This is a genomic window from Janthinobacterium sp. GW822-FHT07A03 (assembly GCF_058798815.1).
Map to the genome: position 1 here is coordinate 359,807 of NZ_JBXAKW010000001.1, position 23,091 is coordinate 382,897.

22 protein-coding genes are annotated in these 23,091 nt (G+C 63.6%); 10 read left to right on the plus strand and 12 right to left on the minus strand.

Annotated features, from left to right (window positions below):
* Nucleotide 1: 1 nt before the first annotated feature.
* The 5 genes from AC1RJW_RS01595 to AC1RJW_RS01615 form a co-directional block, all read right to left on the minus strand.
* Entirely contained in the window at nucleotides 2-919 is a 918-nt protein-coding gene (locus tag AC1RJW_RS01595) for a formyltransferase (RefSeq protein WP_493042902.1), read from the minus strand.
* On the minus strand, nucleotides 919-1,914 hold the full coding sequence (locus AC1RJW_RS01600) for a glycosyltransferase (protein WP_493042904.1): 996 nt from the start codon (nucleotides 1,912-1,914) through the stop codon (nucleotides 919-921). The genes AC1RJW_RS01595 and AC1RJW_RS01600 overlap by 1 nt, the downstream gene beginning before the upstream one ends.
* An 11-nt stretch (nucleotides 1,915-1,925) precedes the next feature.
* Nucleotides 1,926-3,062, minus strand: coding sequence for a DegT/DnrJ/EryC1/StrS family aminotransferase (locus tag AC1RJW_RS01605; protein WP_493042906.1), 1,137 nt, complete (start codon nucleotides 3,060-3,062; stop codon nucleotides 1,926-1,928).
* 205 nt (nucleotides 3,063-3,267) lie between these two features.
* Nucleotides 3,268-4,941, minus strand: coding sequence for a glycosyltransferase family 39 protein (locus AC1RJW_RS01610; RefSeq protein ID WP_493042907.1), 1,674 nt, complete (start codon nucleotides 4,939-4,941; stop codon nucleotides 3,268-3,270).
* The gene (locus tag AC1RJW_RS01615; RefSeq protein ID WP_493042908.1) at nucleotides 4,938-5,330 is read right to left on the minus strand and encodes an Mth938-like domain-containing protein; all 393 of its coding nucleotides are present in this window, start codon (nucleotides 5,328-5,330) and stop codon (nucleotides 4,938-4,940) included. The genes AC1RJW_RS01610 and AC1RJW_RS01615 overlap by 4 nt, the downstream gene beginning before the upstream one ends.
* A 424-nt stretch (nucleotides 5,331-5,754) precedes the next feature.
* On the opposite strand from AC1RJW_RS01615, the gene AC1RJW_RS01620 reads away from it, so the two are divergent.
* Nucleotides 5,755-6,984 (plus strand): pyridoxal phosphate-dependent aminotransferase, encoded by a 1,230-nt coding sequence (locus AC1RJW_RS01620; protein WP_034750427.1) that lies wholly within the window; start codon nucleotides 5,755-5,757, stop codon nucleotides 6,982-6,984.
* Between the two features lie 71 nt (nucleotides 6,985-7,055).
* Nucleotides 7,056-8,378 (plus strand): homoserine dehydrogenase, encoded by a 1,323-nt coding sequence (locus tag AC1RJW_RS01625; protein ID WP_070219142.1) that lies wholly within the window; start codon nucleotides 7,056-7,058, stop codon nucleotides 8,376-8,378.
* 62 nt (nucleotides 8,379-8,440) lie between these two features.
* Here the strand turns inward: AC1RJW_RS01625 and AC1RJW_RS01630 are convergent, their stop codons facing one another.
* Together AC1RJW_RS01630 and AC1RJW_RS01635 are read right to left on the minus strand one after the other, a co-directional pair.
* The gene (locus AC1RJW_RS01630; RefSeq protein ID WP_493042912.1) at nucleotides 8,441-8,806 is read right to left on the minus strand and encodes a ribonuclease E inhibitor RraB; all 366 of its coding nucleotides are present in this window, start codon (nucleotides 8,804-8,806) and stop codon (nucleotides 8,441-8,443) included.
* Between the two features lie 81 nt (nucleotides 8,807-8,887).
* Nucleotides 8,888-9,796, minus strand: a complete 909-nt coding sequence (locus tag AC1RJW_RS01635; protein WP_493042914.1) for a LysR family transcriptional regulator — start codon at nucleotides 9,794-9,796, stop codon at nucleotides 8,888-8,890.
* Between the two features lie 80 nt (nucleotides 9,797-9,876).
* Between AC1RJW_RS01635 and AC1RJW_RS01640 the strand changes: the two genes are divergently transcribed.
* Nucleotides 9,877-10,854 carry an alpha/beta hydrolase gene (locus tag AC1RJW_RS01640; RefSeq protein WP_493042916.1) on the plus strand — a complete coding sequence of 326 codons (978 nt, stop codon included), beginning with the start codon at nucleotides 9,877-9,879 and terminating at the stop codon, nucleotides 10,852-10,854.
* A gap of 40 nt (nucleotides 10,855-10,894) precedes the next feature.
* On the opposite strand, the gene AC1RJW_RS01645 is transcribed toward AC1RJW_RS01640, so the two are convergent.
* Together AC1RJW_RS01645 and AC1RJW_RS01650 are read right to left on the minus strand one after the other, a co-directional pair.
* Nucleotides 10,895-12,400 (minus strand): sensor histidine kinase N-terminal domain-containing protein, encoded by a 1,506-nt coding sequence (locus tag AC1RJW_RS01645; protein ID WP_493042918.1) that lies wholly within the window; start codon nucleotides 12,398-12,400, stop codon nucleotides 10,895-10,897.
* Nucleotides 12,397-13,119: a response regulator gene (locus tag AC1RJW_RS01650; RefSeq protein WP_493042920.1), complete on the minus strand. Its 723-nt coding sequence runs from the start codon at nucleotides 13,117-13,119 to the stop codon at nucleotides 12,397-12,399. Before AC1RJW_RS01650 ends, AC1RJW_RS01645 begins: the two co-directional genes overlap by 4 nt.
* Nucleotides 13,120-13,333: 214 nt before the next feature.
* Here AC1RJW_RS01650 and AC1RJW_RS01655 point away from each other — a divergent pair, with 214 nt between their 5' ends.
* The 6 genes from AC1RJW_RS01655 (at nucleotide 13,334) to AC1RJW_RS01680 (ending at nucleotide 20,539) form a co-directional block, all read left to right on the plus strand.
* Nucleotides 13,334-14,395 (plus strand): porin, encoded by a 1,062-nt coding sequence (locus AC1RJW_RS01655; RefSeq protein ID WP_493042922.1) that lies wholly within the window; start codon nucleotides 13,334-13,336, stop codon nucleotides 14,393-14,395.
* 3 nt (nucleotides 14,396-14,398) lie between these two features.
* A complete protein-coding gene (locus AC1RJW_RS01660) occupies nucleotides 14,399-15,385 on the plus strand; it encodes a Bug family tripartite tricarboxylate transporter substrate binding protein (protein ID WP_493042924.1) in 987 nt (328 codons plus the stop codon).
* Between the two features lie 44 nt (nucleotides 15,386-15,429).
* Entirely contained in the window at nucleotides 15,430-16,527 is a 1,098-nt protein-coding gene (locus AC1RJW_RS01665) for an ABC transporter substrate-binding protein (RefSeq protein ID WP_493042925.1), read from the plus strand.
* Nucleotides 16,528-16,605: 78 nt separating this feature from the next.
* Nucleotides 16,606-18,396 (plus strand): ABC transporter permease, encoded by a 1,791-nt coding sequence (locus tag AC1RJW_RS01670; RefSeq protein ID WP_070290558.1) that lies wholly within the window; start codon nucleotides 16,606-16,608, stop codon nucleotides 18,394-18,396.
* A 20-nt stretch (nucleotides 18,397-18,416) separates the two neighbouring features.
* Nucleotides 18,417-19,490, plus strand: coding sequence for an ABC transporter ATP-binding protein (locus AC1RJW_RS01675; RefSeq protein WP_493042928.1), 1,074 nt, complete (start codon nucleotides 18,417-18,419; stop codon nucleotides 19,488-19,490).
* A gap of 2 nt (nucleotides 19,491-19,492) precedes the next feature.
* A complete protein-coding gene (locus AC1RJW_RS01680; protein ID WP_493042930.1) occupies nucleotides 19,493-20,539 on the plus strand; it encodes an AbrB family transcriptional regulator in 1,047 nt (348 codons plus the stop codon).
* On the opposite strand, the gene AC1RJW_RS01685 is transcribed toward AC1RJW_RS01680, so the two are convergent.
* Genes AC1RJW_RS01685 through AC1RJW_RS01695 form a run of 3 tightly spaced genes read right to left on the minus strand, consistent with a single transcriptional unit; the run spans nucleotide 20,536 to nucleotide 22,179 of the window.
* On the minus strand, nucleotides 20,536-21,318 hold the full coding sequence (locus AC1RJW_RS01685) for a DUF2145 domain-containing protein (RefSeq protein WP_493042931.1): 783 nt from the start codon (nucleotides 21,316-21,318) through the stop codon (nucleotides 20,536-20,538). The two genes, AC1RJW_RS01680 and AC1RJW_RS01685, sit on opposite strands and share 4 nt — an antisense overlap.
* A 5-nt stretch (nucleotides 21,319-21,323) precedes the next feature.
* Complete coding sequence (locus AC1RJW_RS01690) at nucleotides 21,324-21,737, minus strand: hypothetical protein (RefSeq protein WP_493042932.1); 414 nt, start codon at nucleotides 21,735-21,737, stop codon at nucleotides 21,324-21,326.
* Nucleotides 21,738-21,756: 19 nt separating this feature from the next.
* Entirely contained in the window at nucleotides 21,757-22,179 is a 423-nt protein-coding gene (locus AC1RJW_RS01695; RefSeq protein ID WP_326456809.1) for a hypothetical protein, read from the minus strand.
* A 160-nt stretch (nucleotides 22,180-22,339) separates the two neighbouring features.
* Between AC1RJW_RS01695 and AC1RJW_RS01700 the strand changes: the two genes are divergently transcribed.
* A complete protein-coding gene (locus tag AC1RJW_RS01700; RefSeq protein WP_493042933.1) occupies nucleotides 22,340-23,083 on the plus strand; it encodes a helix-turn-helix domain-containing protein in 744 nt (247 codons plus the stop codon).
* Nucleotides 23,084-23,091 lie beyond the last annotated feature (8 nt).

The following is a 23,091-nucleotide window of genomic DNA, read 5'->3' on the forward strand; positions in this document are numbered from 1 at the left end:
ATCAGTGTGTGCTGACGCGGGCGGTCAGACTTGCTTGCAATTGCTGAGCCGAAATCGGCTCCCCGGCAGCCCTCAGCGCGGAAATGGCCAGCATGCGGCCGTCTCCGCAGACGCCAAAGATGCAATTATCCACTACCGCCAAGCCCGCTGGCAAACTTCCTGCTGAATGCTTGCTTAAACGGGCTTTTTCGATGGTGTAAATGACATTGTTGACTTCGGTGAATGCGCCGGGATAGGGCGGCGCGACGGCCCGGTGCAGGTTGTACACCTGCTGCGCGGGTAACTTCCAGTCGATGCGGCCGTCTTCCGGCGTGCGGCCGCCAAAATAGCCGCCCTGGCGCAGATCGTTGAGCTGGCGCGGCGCCGTGCCGTCCAGCAAGACTGGCAGCACGCCCCACAGCGTTTGCTCTGCAGCAACAGTTACCTTGCCAAACACTTCGAAGGCCGTGTCGTCGGGCAAGATGGGCACGGCCGTTTGCGCCACGATGGCGCCGGCGTCCGGCTTGACCGTCATTTCATGCAGGGTGGCGCCCGTCTGCGTGGCGCCGTGCAGCACGGCCCAGTTGACAGGTGCGCGGCCGCGGAACTGCGGCAGCAGCGAACCATGCATATTGTAGGCGGGAGCGACTTCCAAGATGCTAGCGGGCAACATGTGGCGGTAGTAAAAGCTGAACAGCATGTCCGGCTGTGCCGCCTGCACCTGCGCCAGCAGTTCGGGCGCGCGTGCGTCCGAAGGCGTGATGTACGGGATGCCTTCCGCCTGGCACAGGCTGGCGACGGATTCGAACCACAGGTTTTCCGTGGGACTGTCTTCGTGCGTGACGACCAGAGCGATATCGACGCCACCGGCCAGCAGCACCTTGATGCAGCGCACGCCCACATTGTGGTAGCCGAAGACGACGGCGCGTGGGGCGCCCATCAGCGGCCCACCTGACGTTTTTCCAGGCGCACATACGATGGCGCCTCGGCTTCCGCCTGGGTCATGCCGTCCTGCAAGATAGTTTGCACCACATAGCGGGGACGGGCACGCACTTGCTGGAAGATGCGTCCCACGTATTCGCCCACCAGGCCGATGCCGAACAGGATCACGCCCATGAAGAAGAAGGCGATGGCAAACAGGGTAAACACGCCTTCGGCTTCAGCGCCCAGCAGGAAGCGGCGTATCAGCAGGAAGATGACCAGCAATGCCGAACCCAGCGACATTGCCATGCCCAGCATGGAAAAGATTTGCAGGGGAATCAGCGAAAAGCCCGTGACCAGGTCGAAATTGAGGCGGATCAGGCTGTACAGCGAGTATTTCGACTCGCCGGCGGCCCGTTCCTCGTGCTCGACGGTGATTTCCGTCGGCTTGCGAGCAAACGTGTAGGCGAGCGCCGGCACGAAGGTGTTGACTTCGGCGCACTGATTGACCAGGTCGATCACATTGCGGCCGTAGGCGCGCAGCATGTTGCCCTGGTCCGTGATCTTGATGTTGGTGATGCGCTCGCGCAGGCGGTTCATCATCTTCGAGGCGAGGGTGCGCCAGGCGGAATCTTGCCGCTTGCGCCGGATCGAACCCACGTAATCGTAGCCTTCGCGCATCTTCGCCACCAGGTTGCCGATTTCTTCGGGCGGGTTCTGCAGGTCGGCGTCGAGCGTGATCATGATCTGCCCACGCGAGGCTTCGAAGCCGGCCAGGATGGCCATGTGCTGACCATAATTGCCGTTGAATAAGACGACGCGCGTGACGTCGGGGCGCTGGCGGAACTGTTCCGCCAGGATGGCCACCGAATTGTCGCGGCTGCCATCATTGATGAAGATGATCTCGTAGCTCGTCTGCAAGGCGTCGAGTGCCGGATACAGGCGCGCGAACAGGCTGGCCAGGCCATCCTGCTCGTTGTAGATCGGAATGATAATGGACAGTTCAGGTTTCATCGGCGCGCTGCTCACTTGATGAGAATGGATTTGACGGTGGCGACGGCGCGTTCCACGTCCTGTGTCGTCATGGCGTAGAACATCGGCAAGGTCACGGTCAGGCGGCCGATCTTTTCCGAGACGGGGAACATGCCCTCGGTAAAGCCGCGTTCGCGGTACATGGTAAACAGGTGGATCGGTGCGTAATGATAGCCCGTTCCCACGTTTTGCTGCGCCATTTGCTGCATGAACGCGGCGCGCGTGCCGGGGCCATTGTCGGGCAGGATGATCTGGAACAAATGCCAGTTGCTGTTTTCAAAGTCCTGCACGGGCAGCTGGGCGCCGCTCTGCGCTTCGAAGTCGCTGCCGAACTGCGCGAAATAGTGGCGTGCCAGCGCGCGGCGGTGGGCCGTGATGGCGTCGATATTGGCGAACTGGCCCAGGCCGATGGCGGCCATGATGTCGCTCATGTTGTATTTGCCGCCCAGCACGTCGACGTCGATGCCGTCGACGCCGCTGCGGGTGACGCCCTGCAGCCGGTATTTCTCGGCCAGCTTCGCTTCTTCCAGGTTGTTGAGGACGAGGCAGCCGCCTTCGCCTGTGGTGATGTTCTTGTTGGCCTGGAAGCTGAACGAGACGAAGTCGCCAAACGCGCCGATGCGCTTGCCTTTCCAGGTGGAGCCGAACGCTTGCGCCGCGTCTTCCACGACCCGCAGATTGTACTTTTCAGCAATTGCGTACAGGCGGTCCATGTCGACCGGCAAGCCGGACAGGTAGACGGGAATGATGGCTTTGGTGCGGGGCGTGATGGCCGCTTCCAGCTTGTCGAGGTCGATATTCCGCGTGACGGGGTCGATGTCGGCAAACACGGGCGTGGCGCCCACTTCGATGATCACGTTGGCCGTCGCGACCCACGATACGGGCGTGGTGATGACTTCGTCGCCGAGGCCGATGCCAGCGATGCGCAGCGCGATTTCCATGGTGCACGTGCCCGAATTGAAGGTGCGCACGGGACGCCCGCCGAAATACTCGGACAGCTGGGCTTCGAATGCCTGCACTTTCGGGCCGCTGGTGATCCAGCCCGAGCGCAGCACTTCGCCGACGGCGGCGATGGTCGCTTCATCGATGGTGGGTTTGGAAAAAGGCAAAAAGGGCAGGGTAGAGGTCATGGGGCGCAGTTCTTGGGTCTGTATGGTGTCAGGGTATCGGTGTCGCCGAGGCTGCCAGTGCGGTCAAAAACCGCCGGCAGGCATGGCTATTTTATATCGTTCATATGGCGGCGCGACCGGTTCAGCGGTGAAAAATCCTGCTGCTGCGGGCGGGGCAAGCTGGCCGGGGGCGCGATCCATGCTGCCTCGCGCCCCAGTTACCTCTTTATTTGTTGGCAATGACCATGCGGCGCGCATCCTCGGCAATGACACGCATGGGCGCGCCGCGCTCTTGCAATTCCTTGTAACGGCCCAGGCTGATAATAGCCATGTCGTGCACGCCGGCGTTGGCGTCGTTCGTCCACTGCGTGATGAAAGGCTCGATGGTCGGGATCGACAGTTCGGGCTGCTGTTTCAGGCCAAACGTGAATTCATCCCAGTAATCGACGAGGATCACGGGCCGCTGCAGGTAGTACGTCAGCGACTGTTCATAGATGCCGACCGAATAGAGCTTGGTATCGGCCGTCAGTTCCGCCTGGATCTGCGGCAGCATGTCGGTGCCTGCGCGGTTCTGGCCATACAGTTCGGAGCCGGCCAGGATGCAGTGCGTGGCCAGGAAGCCGGCGCCGGCGATCGTCAGCACGGTCATATCGCGGCGCAACTGGCGCGCATGCAGCAAGGCCAGGGCGCCGCCGGCCAGGGCGAAGAAGCCGGCCGCCATCAGCCATGGCTGGTAGCCTTTCAATGCGATCAGTGCTGCCGGATCGCGCGCGCTGGCCTTGCCGAACGCGATCGGTCCGCCGATCAGGATGGCCGCGCCCAGCACGCACAGCAGGCCGGCCGCGAACAGGCGCTGGCGGCGCGAGGCCGATTCCAGGTACAGCGCCACCAGCAAGGCCAGCGCCGGGAAGATGGGCACGATATAGCCGGGCAGCTTCGAGGTCGAATAGCTGAAGAAGAAGAAAATGAACACGGCCCAGACCAGCAGCATCAAGCGGGGCTGGAAGGCGCCCGGCTGGCGCTGGAAGGCGGCGGCCAGGCTTTGCGGCAGCAGGCCTATCCATGGCAGGATGCCGGGAATGAGCAGCACGAGGAAGTAGTACCAGGCGCCTTCGCGCTTGTGCCCCTTCATCAGGAAACGCTGGAAATGCTCGTGGATGAAGAAGAAATGCGGCTGCTCCGGATTGCGCAGGGCGACCAGCACGAACCACGGCGTGGCGATGGCAAAGAACACCAGCAAGCCCTTGACCAGGTGCAGACGCGTCCAGATGCGCCAGTCGCGCGCGCACAGCGAATACAGCACCAGCACGGCGCCCGGCAGCACGATGCCGATCAGGCCCTTGGCCAGCACGGCCAGCGCCATGGCGGCCCAGCAGGCCAGCATCCAGTTGCGCCGTTCCAGCGCCGTGGCGTCGTCGCGCTGGGCGATCAGCAAGCTGCCCAGGGTCAGGGTCATCATGCCCGACAGACCCATGTCCAGCGAATTGATCTGGCCGGAAGCGAGCCAGAACAGGCTCGACGCCAGCACCAGGCCCGCATACAGGCCCACGCGCGGACCGAAGACTTTCTTGCCCGCATAGGCCGTCATGCACACGCCGATGATGCCGCACAGCCCAGTCCACAGGCGTGCCTGCCACTCGCCCAGGCCGAAGGCGGCGAAGGTCAGCGCATTCATCCACGTTTGCAGCGGCGGCTTTTCAAAGTACTTGATGCCGTTCAGGCGCGTGGTGATCCAGTCGCCCGTGACGAACATTTCGCGCGCCATCTCGGCGTAGCGGCCCTCGTCGGGCGGTACCAGGGTGCGCACGCCCAGCGCATACAGGGTGACGACGATGAAGATGCTCAGCAGGGACCACATCAGCACCCGCGACGAGTGCAGCTCGTTGACATTGATTTTCATGCGGCCTTGCCTGCGGCCGGGGCCAGGATCAGGGCCAGGGTGACTTTGCGGCCTTCGCCCATGAGGATATTGTAGGTGCGGCAGGCGGCCTGGCTATCCATGCATTCGACGCCGATGCGGCGCATGGTCAGCGCGGCCGTCAGCTTCGGATGCACGAAGCGCTGGCGCTCGCCCGTGCCGAGGATGACCACGTCGGGCGCATCGGCCAGGATCTGTGCGAAATGCGCCTCGTTCAATTGTTCGAAACTGTCCACCTCCCACGCCCGTGGCGGCATTTCCGGCATGACGATCAGGCTGTAGTTGAACGGCTGGGCATTGATCTCGACGCCGTTTTCGTCATAGCCGGTGACAGTCTGGTATTGTTGGGTGCTGCTGGCGTGGAGTTTCATGGCGATATCGGGGCTGGTCGTGTCGGTTGATCGGTACGCGCGCGGCCAAACTGGGTGCCGCGGCCAAGGGCGTAAGCATGCCATAAATGACAGAAAAGAGCGACTGAAAAGCAATATCCTTTCCAAATTGCAATGTTCGGCGCCACAGTGGCGGTGCATGCCTGCGCCATGGTAATGCTGCAAGATTAAGGGAAGATGAAGATGGCGCGCTCCCGGATTGTCGTCCGGCTGCGCCAGCGTGGCAGAATCGGCGTCAAATGCTGCAGTTCGCCATGTTTAATTTGATAAAATGGCCTGTTTTCGGCGAGAATGGTTGTTTTCGCCTTGCAGTCTTTCGCATCGCAGTTTCACGGGTTCATAGTTCTGGCGCGGCGGCCACGCTGCAAGCTCAAGTCTCCGCGCCGCATCACGACAGGGATTTATTTTGCGACCGATTCAGAAATCGAATAAATTGGCGGACGTCTGCTACGACATCCGCGGCCCGGTCCTGGAAAAATCCAGGCAAATGGAAGAAGAAGGCCACAAGATCACCAAGCTCAATATCGGCAATCTGGCCGTATTCGGCTTCGATCCGCCCGACGAGATCGTGCGCGACATGATGCTCAATCTGCAGAACGCGGCTGGCTATACGGACTCGAAAGGCATGTTCGCGCCGCGCAAGGCCGTCATGCACTACACGCAGGGCAAGAATATCGCCGGCGTGACCATCGATGACATTTACCTGGGCAATGGCGCTTCCGAATTGATCGTCATGTCGATGAACGCCCTGCTCAACAGTGGCGATGAAGTGCTGGTGCCGGCGCCCGATTACCCGTTGTGGACGGCCGCCGTCAGCCTGTCCGGCGGCAATCCCGTGCATTATGTGTGCGACGAGCAGAACGAGTGGTATCCCGACATCGAGGACATGCGTCGCAAGATCACGCCGCAGACCAAGGCGATCGTCGTCATCAACCCGAACAACCCGACGGGCGCGCTGTACCCGGTTTCCGTGCTGCTGCAGATCGTCGAACTGGCGCGCCAGCATCAATTGATCATTTTCGCCGACGAGATCTACGACAAGGTGCTGTACGACGAAGCCGAGCACGTGTCGATCGCCTCGCTGGCCGACGACGTGCTGTTCATTACCATGAACGGCCTGTCGAAGAATTACCGCTCGTGCGGCTACCGTTCCGGCTGGATGGTGGTCTCGGGCGAAAAGCGTCACGCCAAAGATTACATCGAGGGCCTCAACATGCTGGCTTCGATGCGGCTATGCGCCAACGCGCCGGGGCAATTTGCCATCCAGACGGCGCTTGGCGGCTACCAGAGCATACAAGACCTGGTGGGGCCCGGCGGGCGCCTGTTGAAACAGCGCGACCTGGCGCACAAGCTGCTGACCGATATTCCGGGCGTCACCTGTGTCAAGCCGAAGGCCGCGCTGTACATGTTCCCGCGCCTGGACCCGGAGATCTACCCGATCGCCGACGACCAGCAGTTTGCCTATGAATTACTGGCCGAAGCCAAGGTCCTGATCGTGCAGGGCACGGGCTTCAACTGGATCGCGCCCGACCATTTTCGCGTCGTCTTCCTGCCCAACTCCGATGACCTGACCGAGGCCATGGGGCGCATCGCGCGCTTCCTGGAAGGCTATCGCAAGCGTCACGGCCGCGGCTGAGAGTCAGTAGCAATACCGATCAACCTGGCGCCGCCCAAGGGGGCGCCACTTATGAGCAGTCAAGCACAACTATGAAATCCATCAAGATCGGCCTGCTGGGCCTGGGCAATGTCGGTTACGGCACGTTCAGCGTCCTGAAACGTAATCAGGAAGAAATCAAGCGCCGCGCGGGCCGCGGCATTGACGTCGTCGCCGTCGCCGTGCGCGACGTGGCGCGCGCCGAAGCGCTGGTCGCCGGCGGCTGCAAGGTCGTCAATGATCCTTACCTGATCGTCAACGATCCCGAGATCGACATCGTCGTCGAACTGATCGGCGGCTACGACCTGTCGAAAACCCTGGTGATGCAGGCCATCGCCAACGGCAAGCACGTGGTCACGGCCAACAAGGCCCTGCTGGCTGTACACGGCAACGAAATCTTCGCCGCCGCGCAGGACAAGGGCGTGATGGTGGCCTTCGAGGCAGCCGTCGCCGGCGGCATCCCCATCATCAAGGCGCTGCGCGAAGGCTTGACGGCCAACCGCATCGAATGGATCGCCGGCATCATCAACGGCACCACCAATTTCATCCTGTCCGAAATGCGCGACAAGGGCCTCGATTTCGCCACAGTGCTGAAACAGGCGCAGGAACTCGGCTACGCGGAAGCCGACCCCACCTTCGACATCGAAGGCGTCGACGCCGCGCACAAGGCCACCATCATGTCGGCCATCGCCTTCGGCATCCCGGTGCAGTTCGACAAGGCCTACGTGGAAGGCATCAGCAACCTCAATGCCGTCGACATCCGCTATGCCGAGCAGCTGGGCTACCGCATCAAGCTGCTGGGCATCACCAAACGCGCCACCGTCAACGGCGTGGAAGGCATCGAGTTGCGCGTGCATCCGACCCTGATTCCGGCCAAGCGCCTGATCGCCAACGTGGAAGGCGCCATGAACGCGGTGCTGGTGCACGGCGACGCCGTCGGCGCCAGCCTGTACTCGGGCCGCGGCGCGGGCGCCGAGCCGACCGCCTCGTCGGTGATCGCCGACCTGGTCGACATCACGCGCCTGGCCACGGCCGATCCGGAACACCGCGTGCCGCACCTGGCGTTCCAGCCGAACGCGATGACCGATATCGCGATCTTGCCGATGTCGGAAATCACCACCAGCTACTACCTGCGCATGCACGTGGCCGACCAGCCGGGCGTGCTGGCCGACCTGACGCGCATCCTGGCCGAGCGCGGCATCTCGATCGACGCCATGCTGCAAAAAGAGCCGGCTGAGGGCGAGACGCATACGGACATCATCATGCTGACGCACCAGACGCAGGAAAAGAACGTCACGGCCGCCATCGAGAAGATGGAAGCCTTGAACAGCGTGGTGGGCACGGTCACCAAGATCCGCCTGGAAAACCTCAGCTGAGCGTTTTCAGCGATCCATGAAAAACGGCGCCCGCGGGCGCCGTTTTTTATCTGCGAACGGTGTTACAGCTGCGGCACATCGGGCGCGCCGACGGGGCCCACATCCATGCCGTCATAGCTGGCCAGCTGGTTGTCCTGCGCAAATGCCATCAATTCGCCATTGCGCGCGTGCAGGCTGTCGACGCCATGCACTTCGGCCTTTTCCACGTGCAGCACCCACACGGGGGCGGCGGCCGGGTCGTCTAGTTCCGGCTGGTACAGTTCCACGGGGCGGTAGCCCTGCAGCGCCAACAGGGTGGCAGCCTGTTCCAGCGGTTCGGAGGTCGGGTTGGTGAAGTAATAGCCCCACAGCAGCGGCTGGGACAGATCCCACGGCGCGTTCTCGGCGATATTGGCAAACAGTTCGGTTACATCTTCTTTGGTCATCATGGCAATGGGCCTTCCTTAAAATCTCAGGACGCGATAGTAGCACCGCGCCTGCGCCGGCGCCATGCGCCCGGAACGCATATGTCATTGCGGCTGGCGGATTGCGGCGATCAGCGCGCGCAGCCCGGCCGATACATGGCGGTGGCCCGGATAGTACAGCGCCAGGCCCGGCATGCCGGGGCACCAGTCGTCGAGTACCCGTTCCAGCCGGCCATCGCGCAGCGCATCGAGCGCCAGGTGTTCGGGCACGAAGGCGATGCCGATGCCGTCGATGGCGGCATCGACCATCAGGGGGTGGTCGGTCAGGGTGAGGGGGCCGGTGACATTGATCGTTTCAACAGTGCCCCGATGTTCGAATTCCCAGCGGTAGATCGCCCCGCTGTCGAAGCGAAAGCGGATGCAGTCGTGCCGCAGCAGGTCTTGCGGCACGCCGGGGCGGCCGCGCGCGGCGAAATAGGCGGGTGCGCCCACCGCGGCGAAGCGCACCGTGTCGGTCAGCCGTATCATCACCATGTCCTGCGGCACGGCCTCGACCAGCCGTATGCCCGCGTCGAAGCCGCCGGCGGTGATATCGCTGAGCTTTCCATCGGTGACGATATCGAGATGCACTTGCGGGTAGGTGCGCAGGAAGCGCGCCAGTACCGGCCGCAGGATCATGCGGATCGCGCCCTCGCTGGCATTGATGCGCACCGTGCCGCTGGGCGCCGCGCGCTGCTCATCGACTTCCCCGATCGCCTCGGCGATCGACGACAGGGCGGGCCGCAGCCGGGCTGCCAGCCGTTCGCCCGCATCGGTCAGCGACACGCTGCGGGTGGTCCGGTTGAACAGGCGTATGCCCAGCCGCTGCTCCAGGGTTTTCACCGAATGACTGATGGCCGATGGCGTGACGTCGAGTTCCACCGCTGCCGCACGGAAGTTGCAATGCCTGGCCGCCGTCAGAAATACGTCCAGCGTAAAGAGATCCGTGCCATTCAATTGATGAGTATTGCTCATTGGTGTGTAAAGAATTGTGGAGATAGTTTTGCTAATCAGTGTCTCATATACTGAATGAACTGACAACTTTGGAGGAACCCATGTCCACACACGGCAATTATCTGCCCGAGAAGGTGACGTTCAAATCGCATGGCGACGATGTGGTCGGCGTGCTTTACCGCCCCAAGGGCCAGGGACCATTTCCCGTCGTCGTGATCCTGGGTCCTTACTCGTTTTCCAAGGAGCAGGCGCCGACCCAGTACGCCACGCGCCTGGCCGACGAGGGCTTTGCCGCGCTGGCCTTCGATCCGCGCACGGTGGGCGAGAGCGGCGGCATGCCGCGACGGCTGGAAAACCCGCAGATGAAAAATGAGGATGTGGTGGCGGCGCTCGACTACCTGCTGGCCCGCGACGATGTGGACCCGGCCCGCGTCTTTCTGCTCGGCGTGTGCCAGGGCGGTCCGGAGATGCTCGACATCGCCTCGTATGAAGACCGCGTCAAGGCGGTCGCCTCGGTCACGGGCTACTACCGCGACCGCGAAACGGATCTGTTCATGATCGCCGCCGGCGTCACCGAGAATCCTTTCGACGTCGCCAGCGCACCGACGACGGCCCAGCTGGAAGCCTTGCTGGCGGCACGCCTGGAGCGTGCCCGCGCGGCGAAGGCGGAATACGAGGCGAACGGCACGGTCGTATATCAGCCGCTGGTCTCTCCCGATCTGGGCGACCCGGTTGCCGGATCCAATGCCGGCTTGCCGGGGCCTCTCGTGTGGAGCTGGTATGGACCGTGGACGCTGAAGGGCTGGGATAACCGCTACGCCATCATGAGCGATCTCGATCACTTCGCCTACACGACCGTGCCTGGCGTGGCCAGGCTCAAAAAGCCGGCTCTGGTCGTGCATTCCGATACCTGCATGAACCCGGCATCGGCCCGGCGGCATTTCGAGTCGATTCCGACGGAAGACAAAAAGCTGATCTGGGAAAACGGCACGCATCACTTCCAGTACTACGAGCAGCCCGACGTGGTGGACCGTACCGTCGGCCATGCCGCCGACTGGTTCCGCACGCACGGGGCCTAGCGGCCAGCACTGCCGGGCCGGCCTGGCCAGGCGCCGCCCTTCATGCGGCGGCGCCGAAATGTACGCTGACCTTCAGTCCATGCCCATTCGCCGCCGTGGCCAGTTCCAGCCGCGCGCCGTGCAGGGCGGCGATGTCGCGCACGATGGCCAGGCCCAGCCCGGCGCCACCCGGGTTGCTCTCGAGCGCCGCGCCGACCCGGTAGAACGGCGTAAACACGCGCTCGTGCTCGGCCAGCGGGATGCCCTTGCCGCTGTCTTCCACTTCCAGCACGGCGCCGTGTTCGTGTCCGTTCGCTGCCTGCGCCGCGCGCACGCGCAGGATCACGCTGCCGCCCTGCGGCGTGTAGCGCAGGGCGTTGTCGACCAGGTTGGCCACCAGTTCATGCAGCAGCAGGGCCTGGCCATGCACGGGCGCCTCGTCGGGTGCTTCCAGCGACAGGTCGATATGCTTGCCGACGGCGGCCATGGCCATTTCCAGCCCCACCTGCTGCGCCACGTCGCGCAGCGCGACGGTGTCCATGGCCAGGCTGTCGCCGCCATGCTCGATGCGTGCCAGGGTCAGCAGGCGGTTGGCCAACAGCACGGTGGAATCGGTGGTGGCGGCGATCGAACGCACAATGTCACGCAGGGCGGCGATGTCCGGCGGCGCGCCCGCCTGGCGGTCGCATTCGCGCATGGCCAGTTCGGCCTGGGTTTTCAGCACCGTCAACGGCGTGCGCAGCTGGTGCGAGGCGTCCGCGATGAAGCGGCGCTGGCTGGCGATCAGCTGCTGCAGGCGCGACATCGAACCGTTCATGGCGCTCACCAGCGGGCGCATTTCCTTGTGCACCAAGGTGGGGTCGACGTCCGACAGGTCGGACAGGGTGCGCGTCTCGACTTCCGTTTTCAAGCGCATCAGCGGGCGCAGCACCAGGCGCACGGCAAACCACACGAGGGCGCCCATCACCAGTATCATCGCCGCCTGCCAGCTCAGGGTATCGAACAGGATCTGGTTCGACAGGCCGCGCCGCGCGTCCAGCGTTTCGGCCACCTGGATCAGGGCGATGCCGCGCATCGAGTCGTCATACACGGGCTGCAGCAGGGCGGCGATGCGGATCGGCTTGCCGTGGTAGTCGGCGTGGTAGAAGCGCACCAGTGCCGGATAATTCTGCGAGCGGGGCACGTTTTTCGGCACGGGCGGCAGGTCGCCATAGCCCGACACCAGTTCGCCGTTGATGCCCGTGACCTTGTAGTAGATGCGGCCCAGGGTGTCGGTCTCGAAGCTGTCGAGCGCCACGTAAGGCACTTCGGCCACGACCTTGCCGTTGACGATGGAGACGCGCTCGGCCAGTGCCCGCGTCGACGCCAGCAGCGAGCGGTCGTAGGCCATGTCGGCCGCGTCGAGCGCGTTGCGGTAGACAAAAACGGCATCGAGCAGCACCAGCATCACCAGCGGGATGAGCAGCCAGCGCAGCAGCTGGCTGCGCAGGCTGCCCAGCGGCCGGCCCTGCGCCCAGCGCCGGCGCAGGCGCTTGAACAGGGGCAGGCGCGGCGTGACAGCGCTCATTTTGGCGTGGCCGGCGCCATCGCGCTGCGCGGCTGCAGCAGGTAGCCGATGCCGCGCAGGGTGGTGATGACGGCGCCGTCGGGCGAGCCGCTTTCCACGCCGCTTTCCAGTTTCTTGCGTACGCGGTGGATATACAGTTCGATGGCGTCCAGGTTGGCGTCGTCGGCCAGCGCGAACACTTCGTCGAACAGCTTTTCCTTCGACACGGCGCGCCCCGAGCGCGTGATCAGCGCCTCGAGCACGGCGTGCTCACGCGGCGTCAGGGGAAAAGGGGCGCCGGCATAGCTGAACATGCGCGTGACGGTATCGAAACTGAGCGCGCCGCAGGTGTGCACCAGCGCTTCGTTGCCCTGGCTGCGGCGCAGCAGGGCCTTTACGCGCGCTTCCAGTTCGGCCAGTTCGAACGGCTTGGCCATGTAGTCGTCCGCACCCAGGTTCAGGCCCTGCACTTTTTCATCGAGGCCGCCGCGCGCCGTGAGTATCATGACGGGAGTCTTGCCGCGCGTGCCGCCGCGTGCGCGCAGGCGGCGCAGCACGTCCAGGCCGTCCATCTTCGGCAGGGTCAGGTCGAGCAGCACCAAAGAATATTCCTGCGTATGCAGCAGGGCGTCGGCATCGGCGCCGTTGTGGGCGGTCTCAACCGTCAGGTGCGCGTCTCGCAGGGCCTTTGCCAGCCAGTGCGACAGCTCCAGATGGTCTTCCACTAATAATATGCGCATGGTCTCCGCCATTCGTTTGAATTGGTGCAGTGTAAGCCTGCCGGCGCCGTACCGACAGGGGACGCAATGAATTTGTTGGTATTGCTTGTGGCTGGCCGGCGACACCTGTCAGTCTGAAAGCGAATTGAAAGGATCGCGATCATATAGTGTGATCCTGATTCATGAAATTGATCAGGCATATCACTAATAACTATATCTAAGGGAGACACTCTACATGAAGAAAACTGCATTCTCGCTGGCCGCCATGGCGGTACTCGCCGCTGCCGGCAGCGCCCACGCTCAGTCGAACGTCACCCTGTACGGCCGCCTGGACGCCGGCATCAGCAACACCAGCAACGCCGGTCCGAACAAAAGCTCGATGACGCAGGTGAGCTCCGGCGGCATGAACACGTCGCGCTGGGGCATCCTGGGCAGCGAAGACCTGGGCGGCGGCCTGAAAGCCGTCTTCAATCTGGAAGGCGGTATCCTGGTCGACACGGGCGCGGCCGATGGCGCGCTGTTCAAGCGCCAGGCCAATGTGGGCCTGGAAGGCGCGTTCGGCCGCGTCGTGCTAGGACGCTCGTTCACTACCGTGTACGACTTCGTGCTGCCGTTCGATCCGATGGCCTATGCGCCGTTCTACTCGTGGGCCACTTCGGCCAACGCGACGGGCCCGAGCAAATACGGCATGACGACGGCCTTCGACAATATGGTCAAGTACTCTGGCAAGACGGGGGGCTTCAGCTACGGCGCATCGTACGGCTTCGGCGAACAGTCGACGGGCAATTCGGACAGCGCCAAGCTGTCGACCGCCGTTACCTACACGACGGGTCCCGTCAGCCTGCTGGCCACGTATGAGCGGGTCAACGGCAATGCGATTGCCGGCGGCGCGCGCGACAAGAACGTCGTGTACCACCTGGGCGCCATGTACGACGACGGCCCGTGGAAGGTGCAGGCGGCCGCGCGCGACTACAAGCTCGATCCTGCGGCAGCCGGCAAGCCTGATGTGCGCGGCACCCTGTACTGGGGCGGCGTCAGCTACAAGACCACGCCGGTCATCACCCTGACGGGCGTGATCTACTACCAGGACGTGAAAAACGTAGCCGCCAACCTCGATGCCGATCCGATCATGTATGTGGCGCGCGTGCGCTATGCCCTGTCCAAGCGCACCGACCTGTATGTGGCAGGCGCTTACGCCAAGGCCAAGCACAATCAGCTGGTCAGCCTGTCGCGTGACGATGCCGGTTTCGGCGACACCCAGCGCGGCGTGATCGCTGGCATCCAGCACCGCTTCTAAGCCATGACGATGCTGCGCTCCCTGTTCCTGTCGCTGCTGTGCCTGTTGCCCGCCCTTGCGGCGGCGTCGGCATCGGCCGAGTGCGTGGTGCCGTCCAAGCCGGGCGGCGCCATGGATCTGACCTGCAAGCTGGCGAAAAAAGGCCTAGCGCAGGAGGGCGTGGCAGGCGTGGCCGGTAGCGTGGCAAATGCGATGCGCATCAGCTATCTGCCCGGCGGCATCGGCGCCGTGGCCTGGCACTCGATGGGCTCGCAGCGCCGCCGCGCGGAGCCGAACACCCTGGTGGCCTTTTCGGGCGGTTCGCTGCTCAACCTGGCGCAGGGCAAGTTCGGCAACGCCAAGGCGGGCGACGTGCGCTGGGTGGCGGCGCTGGGCGCCGACTACGGCATGATCGCCGTGCGCAACGATTCGCCCTACAAGACGCTGGGTGATTTGATCGCGGCATTGCGCCAGCATCCGGACACGGTGCTGATCGGCGTCTCCGGCACCATCGGCAGCCAGGACTGGCTGAAGATGGCGCTGGTGGCGCGCCATGCCGGCATCGACCCGAAAGTACTGCGCTTCGTCGCGCTCGAAGGCGGCGGCGAGGTGTTTACAGCGATGCAGGCCGATTACGTGCAGGTGGTCTCGGGCGATACGTCCGAAGCCACCCTGAACGCCAGCGCCAATCACGCACGTGTGCTGGCGGTGCTGTCGGAAAAACGCCTGCCGGGCGTGCTGGCCGGCGTGCCGACGGCGCGTGAGCAGGGTATCGATGTGGTATGGCCCATCATCCGCGGCGTGTGGATGGGGCCGCAGGTGCCGGAGGCGGACTACCAGCGTTGGGTGGCCACCTTTGACCGCGCCATGGCCACGCCGCAGTTCGCCGAATGGCGCGCGCAGGCAGGCCTGTACCCGTTCGCGCTGACGGGGCCGAAGCTGACCGCGTATGTCAGGAAGGCGGTCGACGAGTATGCGCGACAGGCCACCGAGCTCGGATTAATGCGCTGAACGACATCCTATTAAAAAACCTATTCATAGACGGAGACAATCCCATGCAAACCAAGACCCTGCTTCAAGCTGCCCTTGCCACCGCGTTTGCCAGTCTGGCCGGCGCCGCCTTTGCGCAAGTGCCAGCCGGCTATCCGGCCGACTACCAGAAGATCATCGACGCGGCCAAGAAGGAAGGCAAGGTGGTGATCTACAGCGCCACCGACAGCAAGGCGGCCGCACCGCTGATCAAGGATTTCAGCACGCTGTATCCCGGCATCTCGGTCGAATACAACGACATGAATTCGACGGAAGTGTATAACCGCTTCATTTCCGAAGTGGCCGCCGGCGGCAATACGGCCGACGTGATGTGGTCGTCGGCGATGGACTTGCAGATGCGCCTGGCCTCCGACGGCTACGCTCTGAAATACAAGTCGGTCGAAGCGGCGAAGATTCCCGGCTGGGCCATGTGGGACGACCAGGCTTACGGCACCACGTTCGAGCCGGCCGCCATCGTCTACAACAAGCGTTTGCTCGATCCGAAGGAAGTGCCGAAGAATCACGACGACTTCGTCAAGCTGATCGCCACGCCTAAATTCAAGGACAAGGTCACCACCTACGATATCGAAAAATCGGGCGTCGGCTTCATGTTCATGGCGCAGGATGCGAAGGAATATCCGCAGTTCCTGGCCCTGCAAAACGCCTTCGGCACGGCCAAGGTGCGCGTGCAGTCGTCGACCGGCACCATGATGGAGCGTATTTCGTCCGGTGAAAACCTGATCGGCTACAACGTGCTGGGCTCCTACGCACTGGTGCGCGCCAAGACCGACCCGTCGATCGGCGTGGTACTGCCCAAGGATTACACGCTGATCCTTTCGCGCGTGCAGTTCATCAACAAGAATGCGAAGAACGTCAACGCCAGCAAGCTGTGGCTCGATTACATCCTGTCGCACCGCGGCCAGACCATCATCGCCAACGGCGCCAAGCTGTTCGCCATCCGCGCCGACGTCACCGGCGAAACGACATCGGCGGAACTGATCAAGGAAATCGGCGCGGCCAACGTCAAGCCGATTCCCGTGCACCCGATCATCCTGCAATTTCTGGGACCTGCCAAGCGCATGGCGTTCCTGAAGCAGTGGAAAGAGACCGCCGGCAAGAAGTAAAAATAGCCAATGCCGTCTTGGCCGCCCGCGAGCCTGGCTTGCGGGCGCACGCCGTACCCTTCATTCATTGGATTCATCATGCAAACTGCCATCTTGCCGCTGCCCGCACGGTCGCGCTCTCCCTTGTCGCGCCTGAACTGGCCGCGCGGCGTGGTCGTGGCGATCACGCTGGTCGCCATTTTCCTGCCGCTGTTCCTGATTTTTTACCAGAGCTTTTTGAACGCGCCGTTTTTCATGCCCGTGCGCGAATTTGGCTTTGATTCCTACCGTTTCATCTTCGATGATCCCGATTTCGCCATGGCCTTCAAGAATGGCCTGATGCTGGCCTTCGGCCTGACCGTCATCGCTGTGCCGCTGGGCGGCATGCTGGCCTTTTTGATGGTGCGCACGGACCTGCCTGGCCGCGGCTGGGTGGCCCCGATGCTGCTGGTGCCGATCTTTGTGTCGCCGATGGTGATGGGCTTCGGCTATGTCGTCTCGATGGGGCCCGTGGGCTTTTACTCGATCTGGGCCAAGGAGCTGCTCGGCTTCGTGCCCTGGAATATTTACTCCTTCACCAGTATCGTCATCATCGCCGGCCTGACGCACGTGCCGCACGTCTACCTGTACGCCTCCTCGGCCCTGAAAAGCCTGGGCTCGGACGTGGAAGAAGCGGCCCGCGTGGCCGGCGCCTCGCCGATCCAGGTGATGCTCAATGTGTCGCTGCCGATGATCATGCCGGCGCTGGCGTATGCGGGCGTGCTGGTGTTCTTCCTCGGCTTCGAAGTGTTCGGCCTGGTGCTGGTGCTCGGCGATCCGGAGGGCCATCTGGTGCTGCCGACCTATCTGTACAAGCTGACGAACAAGCTCGGTACGCCGTCGTACCACCTGATGGCCGCCGTCGCCGTCTGCCTGGTAATGGTGACCATGCCGCTGGTGATGATCCAGCGCTGGCTGCTGAAATCGGCCAACAAATATGTGTCGATCAAGGGCAAGGGCGCGCGCAGCAAGGCCATGCCGCTGGGCCGCTGGAAGTGGCTGGCGTTTGCCTTGCTGGCCGGCTGGCTGATCTTCACCATCATCCTGCCGTTGACGGGCATCGTGCTGCGCTCCTTCGTGCAGTACTGGGGCGAGGGCGTGCACCTGGCCGACGTATTGACCTTGCAGCATTTCCGCGACATTTTCGACCAGCCTTCGCTGGTGCGCGGCATCGTCAACACCATCCTGATCGGTGTCGTTGGCGGCGCGCTGGCCGTGGGCTGCTACAGCTTCATCGCGCTGGCCATGCACCGCAAGCAGGACGGCATCACGCGCCTGCTCGACTACAGCGTGCTGGTGCCGCGCGCCGTGCCGGGCCTGCTGGCCGGCCTCTCCTTTTTGTGGGTGTTCCTGTTCGTGCCGGCCTGGCTCGACGGCATATTGAAAGGCATGGACAACGGCGTGGCCCTGTGGCTGAGCGGTCATGTGATCCCCGTGCTGCGCGAACTGCGCTCGACCATCTTCGCGCTGTGGCTCGCGTATTCGGTGGTGTGGATGGCCTACGGCATGCGCCTCATTTCCACGGCGCTGCTGCAGGTGGGGCCGGAGCTGGAAGAGGCGGCGCGCGCCGTCGGCGCCAGCCGCGGCCAGGTGACGCGCGACGTGACCCTGCCGCTGATCAAATACGGCTTGCTGGGCGCCTGGCTGATGGTGTTCCTGATCTTCGAGCGCGAATATTCGACGGGCGTGTACCTGCTCTCGCCGGGCACGGAAGTGATCGGCGCCATGCTGGTGTCGCTGTGGGCCGGCGGCTCGACCGACCTGGTGGCGGCGCTGTCCTTCATCAATATCACCCTGGTGGCCATCGGCCTGGGCATCGCGCTGCGCTTCGGCGTGAAGTTGCATAACTAATTAGAAACTGAGACCACATCATGAATGAATTGACCGTCAATGAATTGCACCTGGACTACGGCACGGGCGCTGCCGCTAACCAGATCCTGAAGGGTGTCTCGATGCACCTGAAAAAAGGCGAAGTGGTCGCCCTGCTGGGGCCTTCGGGCAGCGGCAAGACCACCTTGCTGCGCGCCGTTGCGGGGCTGGAAAGCCCGAAGGCGGGCACGATCCAGATCGGCGAGCGCAATGTCTTCGACGGCGCGCAGCACTTCGAGATGCCGGCCGAACACCGCAACCTGGGACTGGTGTTCCAGTCGTATGCGCTGTGGCCGCACAAGACCGTCTTCGACAACGTCGCCTACGGCCTCAAGTTGCGCAAGATGGGCAGCACGGAGATCGCCGCGCGCATCAAGGAAGTGCTGACGCAGCTGGGCCTGGGGCATCTGGGCGAACGCTATCCGCATCAGTTGTCCGGCGGCCAGCAGCAGCGCGTGGCGATCGCCCGTGCGCTGGTGTACAACCCGCCCGTGATCCTGCTCGACGAACCGCTGTCGAACCTGGACGCCAAGCTGCGCGAGGAAGCGCGCGCCTTCCTGCGCGAACTGATAGTGCGCCTGGGCTTGTCCGCCCTGATGGTGACGCATGACCAGGGCGAGGCGATGGCCATTTCCGACCGTATTTTGCTGCTCAATAACGGCAAGATCGAGCAGCAGGGCACGCCGCAAAGCATGTATGAAACGCCGGACACCCTGTTTACTGCCGAATTCATGGGCAGCAACAACCGTCTGCCCGGCAAGGTGGTGCAGCGCGAAGAGAACCAGGTGCGCCTGCTGGTCGATGGCGCCTCCATGCAGGGCGTGGCGCGCGGCGCCAACGTGGGCACGGAAGTGACGACCATGATACGCGTCGAGGAAGTGAAGATCAGCGCCACGCAGGTGGACAACGCCATCGAGCTGCCGCTGCTGACCTGCATGTACCTGGGCGACCGCTGGGAATGCCTGTTCGAGCGCGGCGGCGCCGAGAACATCAGCCTGCGCGCGTATTCGCGCCACAAGCTCGAAGCGGGCAAGTACTGGCTGCACATGCCGGCCGATAAGCTCTGGGTGTTTTAACGGTGCCGTGGTGGCCCCGCTGGCGCGCCTTTGCTGCCGCGCTGGCCGCCGGGCTGGCGGGCGCCGCCATCTGCCTGTGGCTGCACACGCCGCTGCCGTGGATGATCGGCCCCCTGTTTGCCACGGCCGCCCTGCGCCTGGCAGGGCGCGAACTGGCCTGCCCCGTGCGCGTGCGCGAGGCGGGCCAGTGGGCCATCGGCACGGCCCTGGGCCTGTATTTCACGGCGCCCGTGCTGGCCGTCCTCATTGTCTATATGCCGTGGATCGCCGGCGCCGTGCTGTTCGCGCTGGCGCTGGGGGTATCCGGCGCCATGCTGCTGCGGCGCCTTTCCGGCGTAGACCAGGCCACTGCCTTCTTTGCCATGGCCGTCGGCGGCGCTTCCGAAATGGCTGTACAGAGCGAGCGCCATGGCGCCGACGTGGGCAAGGTCGCCGCCGCGCACAGCCTGCGCATGATGCTGGTGGTGGCCACCATCCCGTTCGGCGTGCGCTACTGGGGCAGCCATGGCCTGGCCGCCGGGCATGAAAGCTTCGTGCCGGGCGCCGCGCTGGTCGACTATGGCGGGCTGGCGTTGCTGGTCGGCATCACGGTGCTGGCGGCCATCGCCTTCAAGCGGGGCCAGTTGCCGAATGCCTGGGTCATCGGCCCGCTGCTGGCCGCGCTGCTGCTGACGGCGTGCGGCATCCATCTGTCGCGCCTGCCCGAATGGATGATACGCGCGGGCCAGCTGTTCATCGGCATCGCCCTGGGCACGCGCTTGAGCCCCGCCTTCCTGCATGCGGCGCCCCGCTACCTGGCCGGCGTTGCCCTGTGCAGTGTCCTGATGGTGCTGCTGGCGGCCGCCTTCGGACTGGGCTTGGCGCACTGGCTGGGCATCCACCCCGGCACGGCCATCCTGGCCACTTCGCCCGGCGGCATCGCGGAAATGTCGCTGACGGCCAAGACCCTGCATCTGGGCGTGCCCATCGTCACGGCGTTTCACGTGGCGCGCATGGTGGTGCTGGTATTGCTGACAGGTCCGCTGTTCCGGCGGCTGCAGCGTCCTTAGTTCCGCACGACGATCTCCTGCACCTGCGGCTCGCGCTGGCGCATGAAGCGCACGATGGAGTCGACGGTGACGACGTCGATCTGGCGCGTCATGCGGCGCTCGAACGGGTGATCGTCGAAGGCGATATTCGCGCGGAACATGCGCGCGCCCAGGCGCGTGGCGGCGGGGATGCTCAGCGTTTGCGGCGCGTAGCTGGCGCTGCGCAGCCAGCCTTGCGCTTCGGCGCGCGTTTCGATCTTGCCAGGCTCGTTGCTGGCGGCGGCCAGGGTTTCCAGCACCCACTGGTTCGAGTTCTGGTACTTGGTGGAAAACGGGTAGGCCAGCATATTGTAGTGCGGCTCATGCAGGCGCTTGGGCGTGTTGCTGGTCAGCAGGCGCGCCAGTTGCTGCTGCGTATCCTGGCCGGGAACCAGGATCAGGGTTTCATACATGAACACATCATCCATGAAGAAATTGCCCAAGCCTTCGTTGTACAGCGACGATTGCGCCGTGCCGCATTCATTGAGTTCATGCACCACCAGCCAGCGCCCCTTCGGGTGGTCGCGCCAGGCCAGCGCCATGTGCGAATAGCGCAAATTGTACTTCGACAGGTCCTGCCCGGCGCGCGCCACCAGCGCCACCTGCGCGCCCGAAGCGTCGAGCGCCTGCAGGGTCTTTTGCGCCAGGTCCATCGATTTCACGAGGGTGGTCGCATCCGTTTGCTTTTCCTCGCACGAGCGCCCCGCATGGGCGGCGCCGGCCAGGGCCAGGCTGAGAACAATGACGGTCAGGCGTTTCATGGGGTTCACGCTTTCGAATGGTGGAGGATGGCGTTGCCGGCCGCGTTCGGCACATAGGCGATGGCCTTGCCCGACAGCATCAGCATGTGGCCCGTCGAGACGGCCACGATGTTGACCACCGTGCCGGCCGCCAGCGACAGGCCTTGCATGGCCTTCTGGCTCAGCTTGACGGAAGCCGTGGCGGCGGACGATGCGCCCTTGGCCGCGCTTTTGAGCACGAGCACGCTGCCGTCGGCCGCGTCTTCCACCTTGTCGATGACGATTTCACCGGCGGCGGCCAGCACCGACATGGAGCCGACCAGCACGATGGCCGAGGCCATGCTGGCATTGTCGGAGGCGTTGGTGGTGTCGGAGTTGGCCTGGGCCAGCGGCGCCATGGCGGCGGCGCACAGCAGGGTCATGGCGAGTATGTGTTTCATGGAGGTCCTGTTGTCGGTATTACGCTTTGGAGTGGTGCAGCAGCGCCTTGCCCAGTTCGTTCGGGATGAAGGCGATGGCCTTGCCGGACAGGACCAGCATGTGGCCGGTGGACAGCGCCACCACATTGACCACGGTGCCGGCCGCCAGCGACAGGCCCTTGGCCGCTTGCGTGCTCATCTGGATGGACGCGCCGCCCGCTTCGGACGCGCCTTTCAGCACGATGACGATGCCTTCGCCCACCGTTTCCACGCTGGCAACGACGACCTGGCCGGAGGCGACCAGCATCGACATGGAACCGGCGACGACGATGGCGGAACCCTGGCTGAGGTTTTGCGAGCCTTTCGACAGATTCTCCGAGGCGGCGGCGTGGACCAGGCCGGGGGCGGCCACGGAAAGCGTCAGCAGCGACAGGGACAGGCAGAGGGGCAGCAGGCGTTTCATGTGTTTCTCCTTCAAGTGTGCCAAGTGGCAACGCCATCATTGTAGACTGTGGGCAATTGGTCAATGGAAACGCTACTCGTAGCGGGCAGGCATACCGCAGGTAGCGTATTGCGCTACTTTTTTGCCGTCTGAATCCATGTTATTTTTATAAAGGAAGTGCATGCCGCAAACCCACGCCCTGATCGAGGCCCTGAAACGCCTGTTGAAAGCGCGCGCCGTTACGTATGCCGAACTGGCCCAGCGCATCGGCGTGTCCGAAGCCAGCGTCAAGCGGATGTTTTCGCAGAAACAATTTACCCTGCAACGGCTGGACCAGATCCTGGTCGCCATCGGCAGCGATTTCCAGCAGCTGGCGCTGGCCGTGCAGTCAGCCCAGGCCGCGCCCACCCTGATCACGGGACTGACGTATGCGCAGGAAAAGGAAATCATCGAGGACACCCGGCTGTTCGTGGTGGCTGTCTCCGCCCTGAACCTGCTGCCGCTAGAGCAGATCGTCGCCATCTACGACATCAGCGAAGCGCAAGCCGTGAAATACCTGCTGCGTCTCGACAAGATAGGTTTCCTGGAACTGCTGCCGAATAACCGGGTCAAACTGCTGGTGGCGCGCACATTTGCGTGGATACCGAATGGTCCCATCCACACGTATTTCAAACAGGAAGCCTATGGCGACTATCTGAATTCGCAATTCGATGGCGAGACGGAATTGCTGCGCCTGGTGAATGTGATGCTGTCGAAGAAATCCACAGCGGCTTTGCTGGAGCGCCTGAAGCAAGTGGCGGTGGAATTTTCGCAGCAGCACCAGGAAGACGCGCGCCTGCCTGGTGACGAGCGTCTGGCCATCAGCTTCATGCTGGCGGCGCGTCCGTGGATGCCGCGGACGTTCAAGGCGCTGCTGCGGCAGTGAGCCGGCGA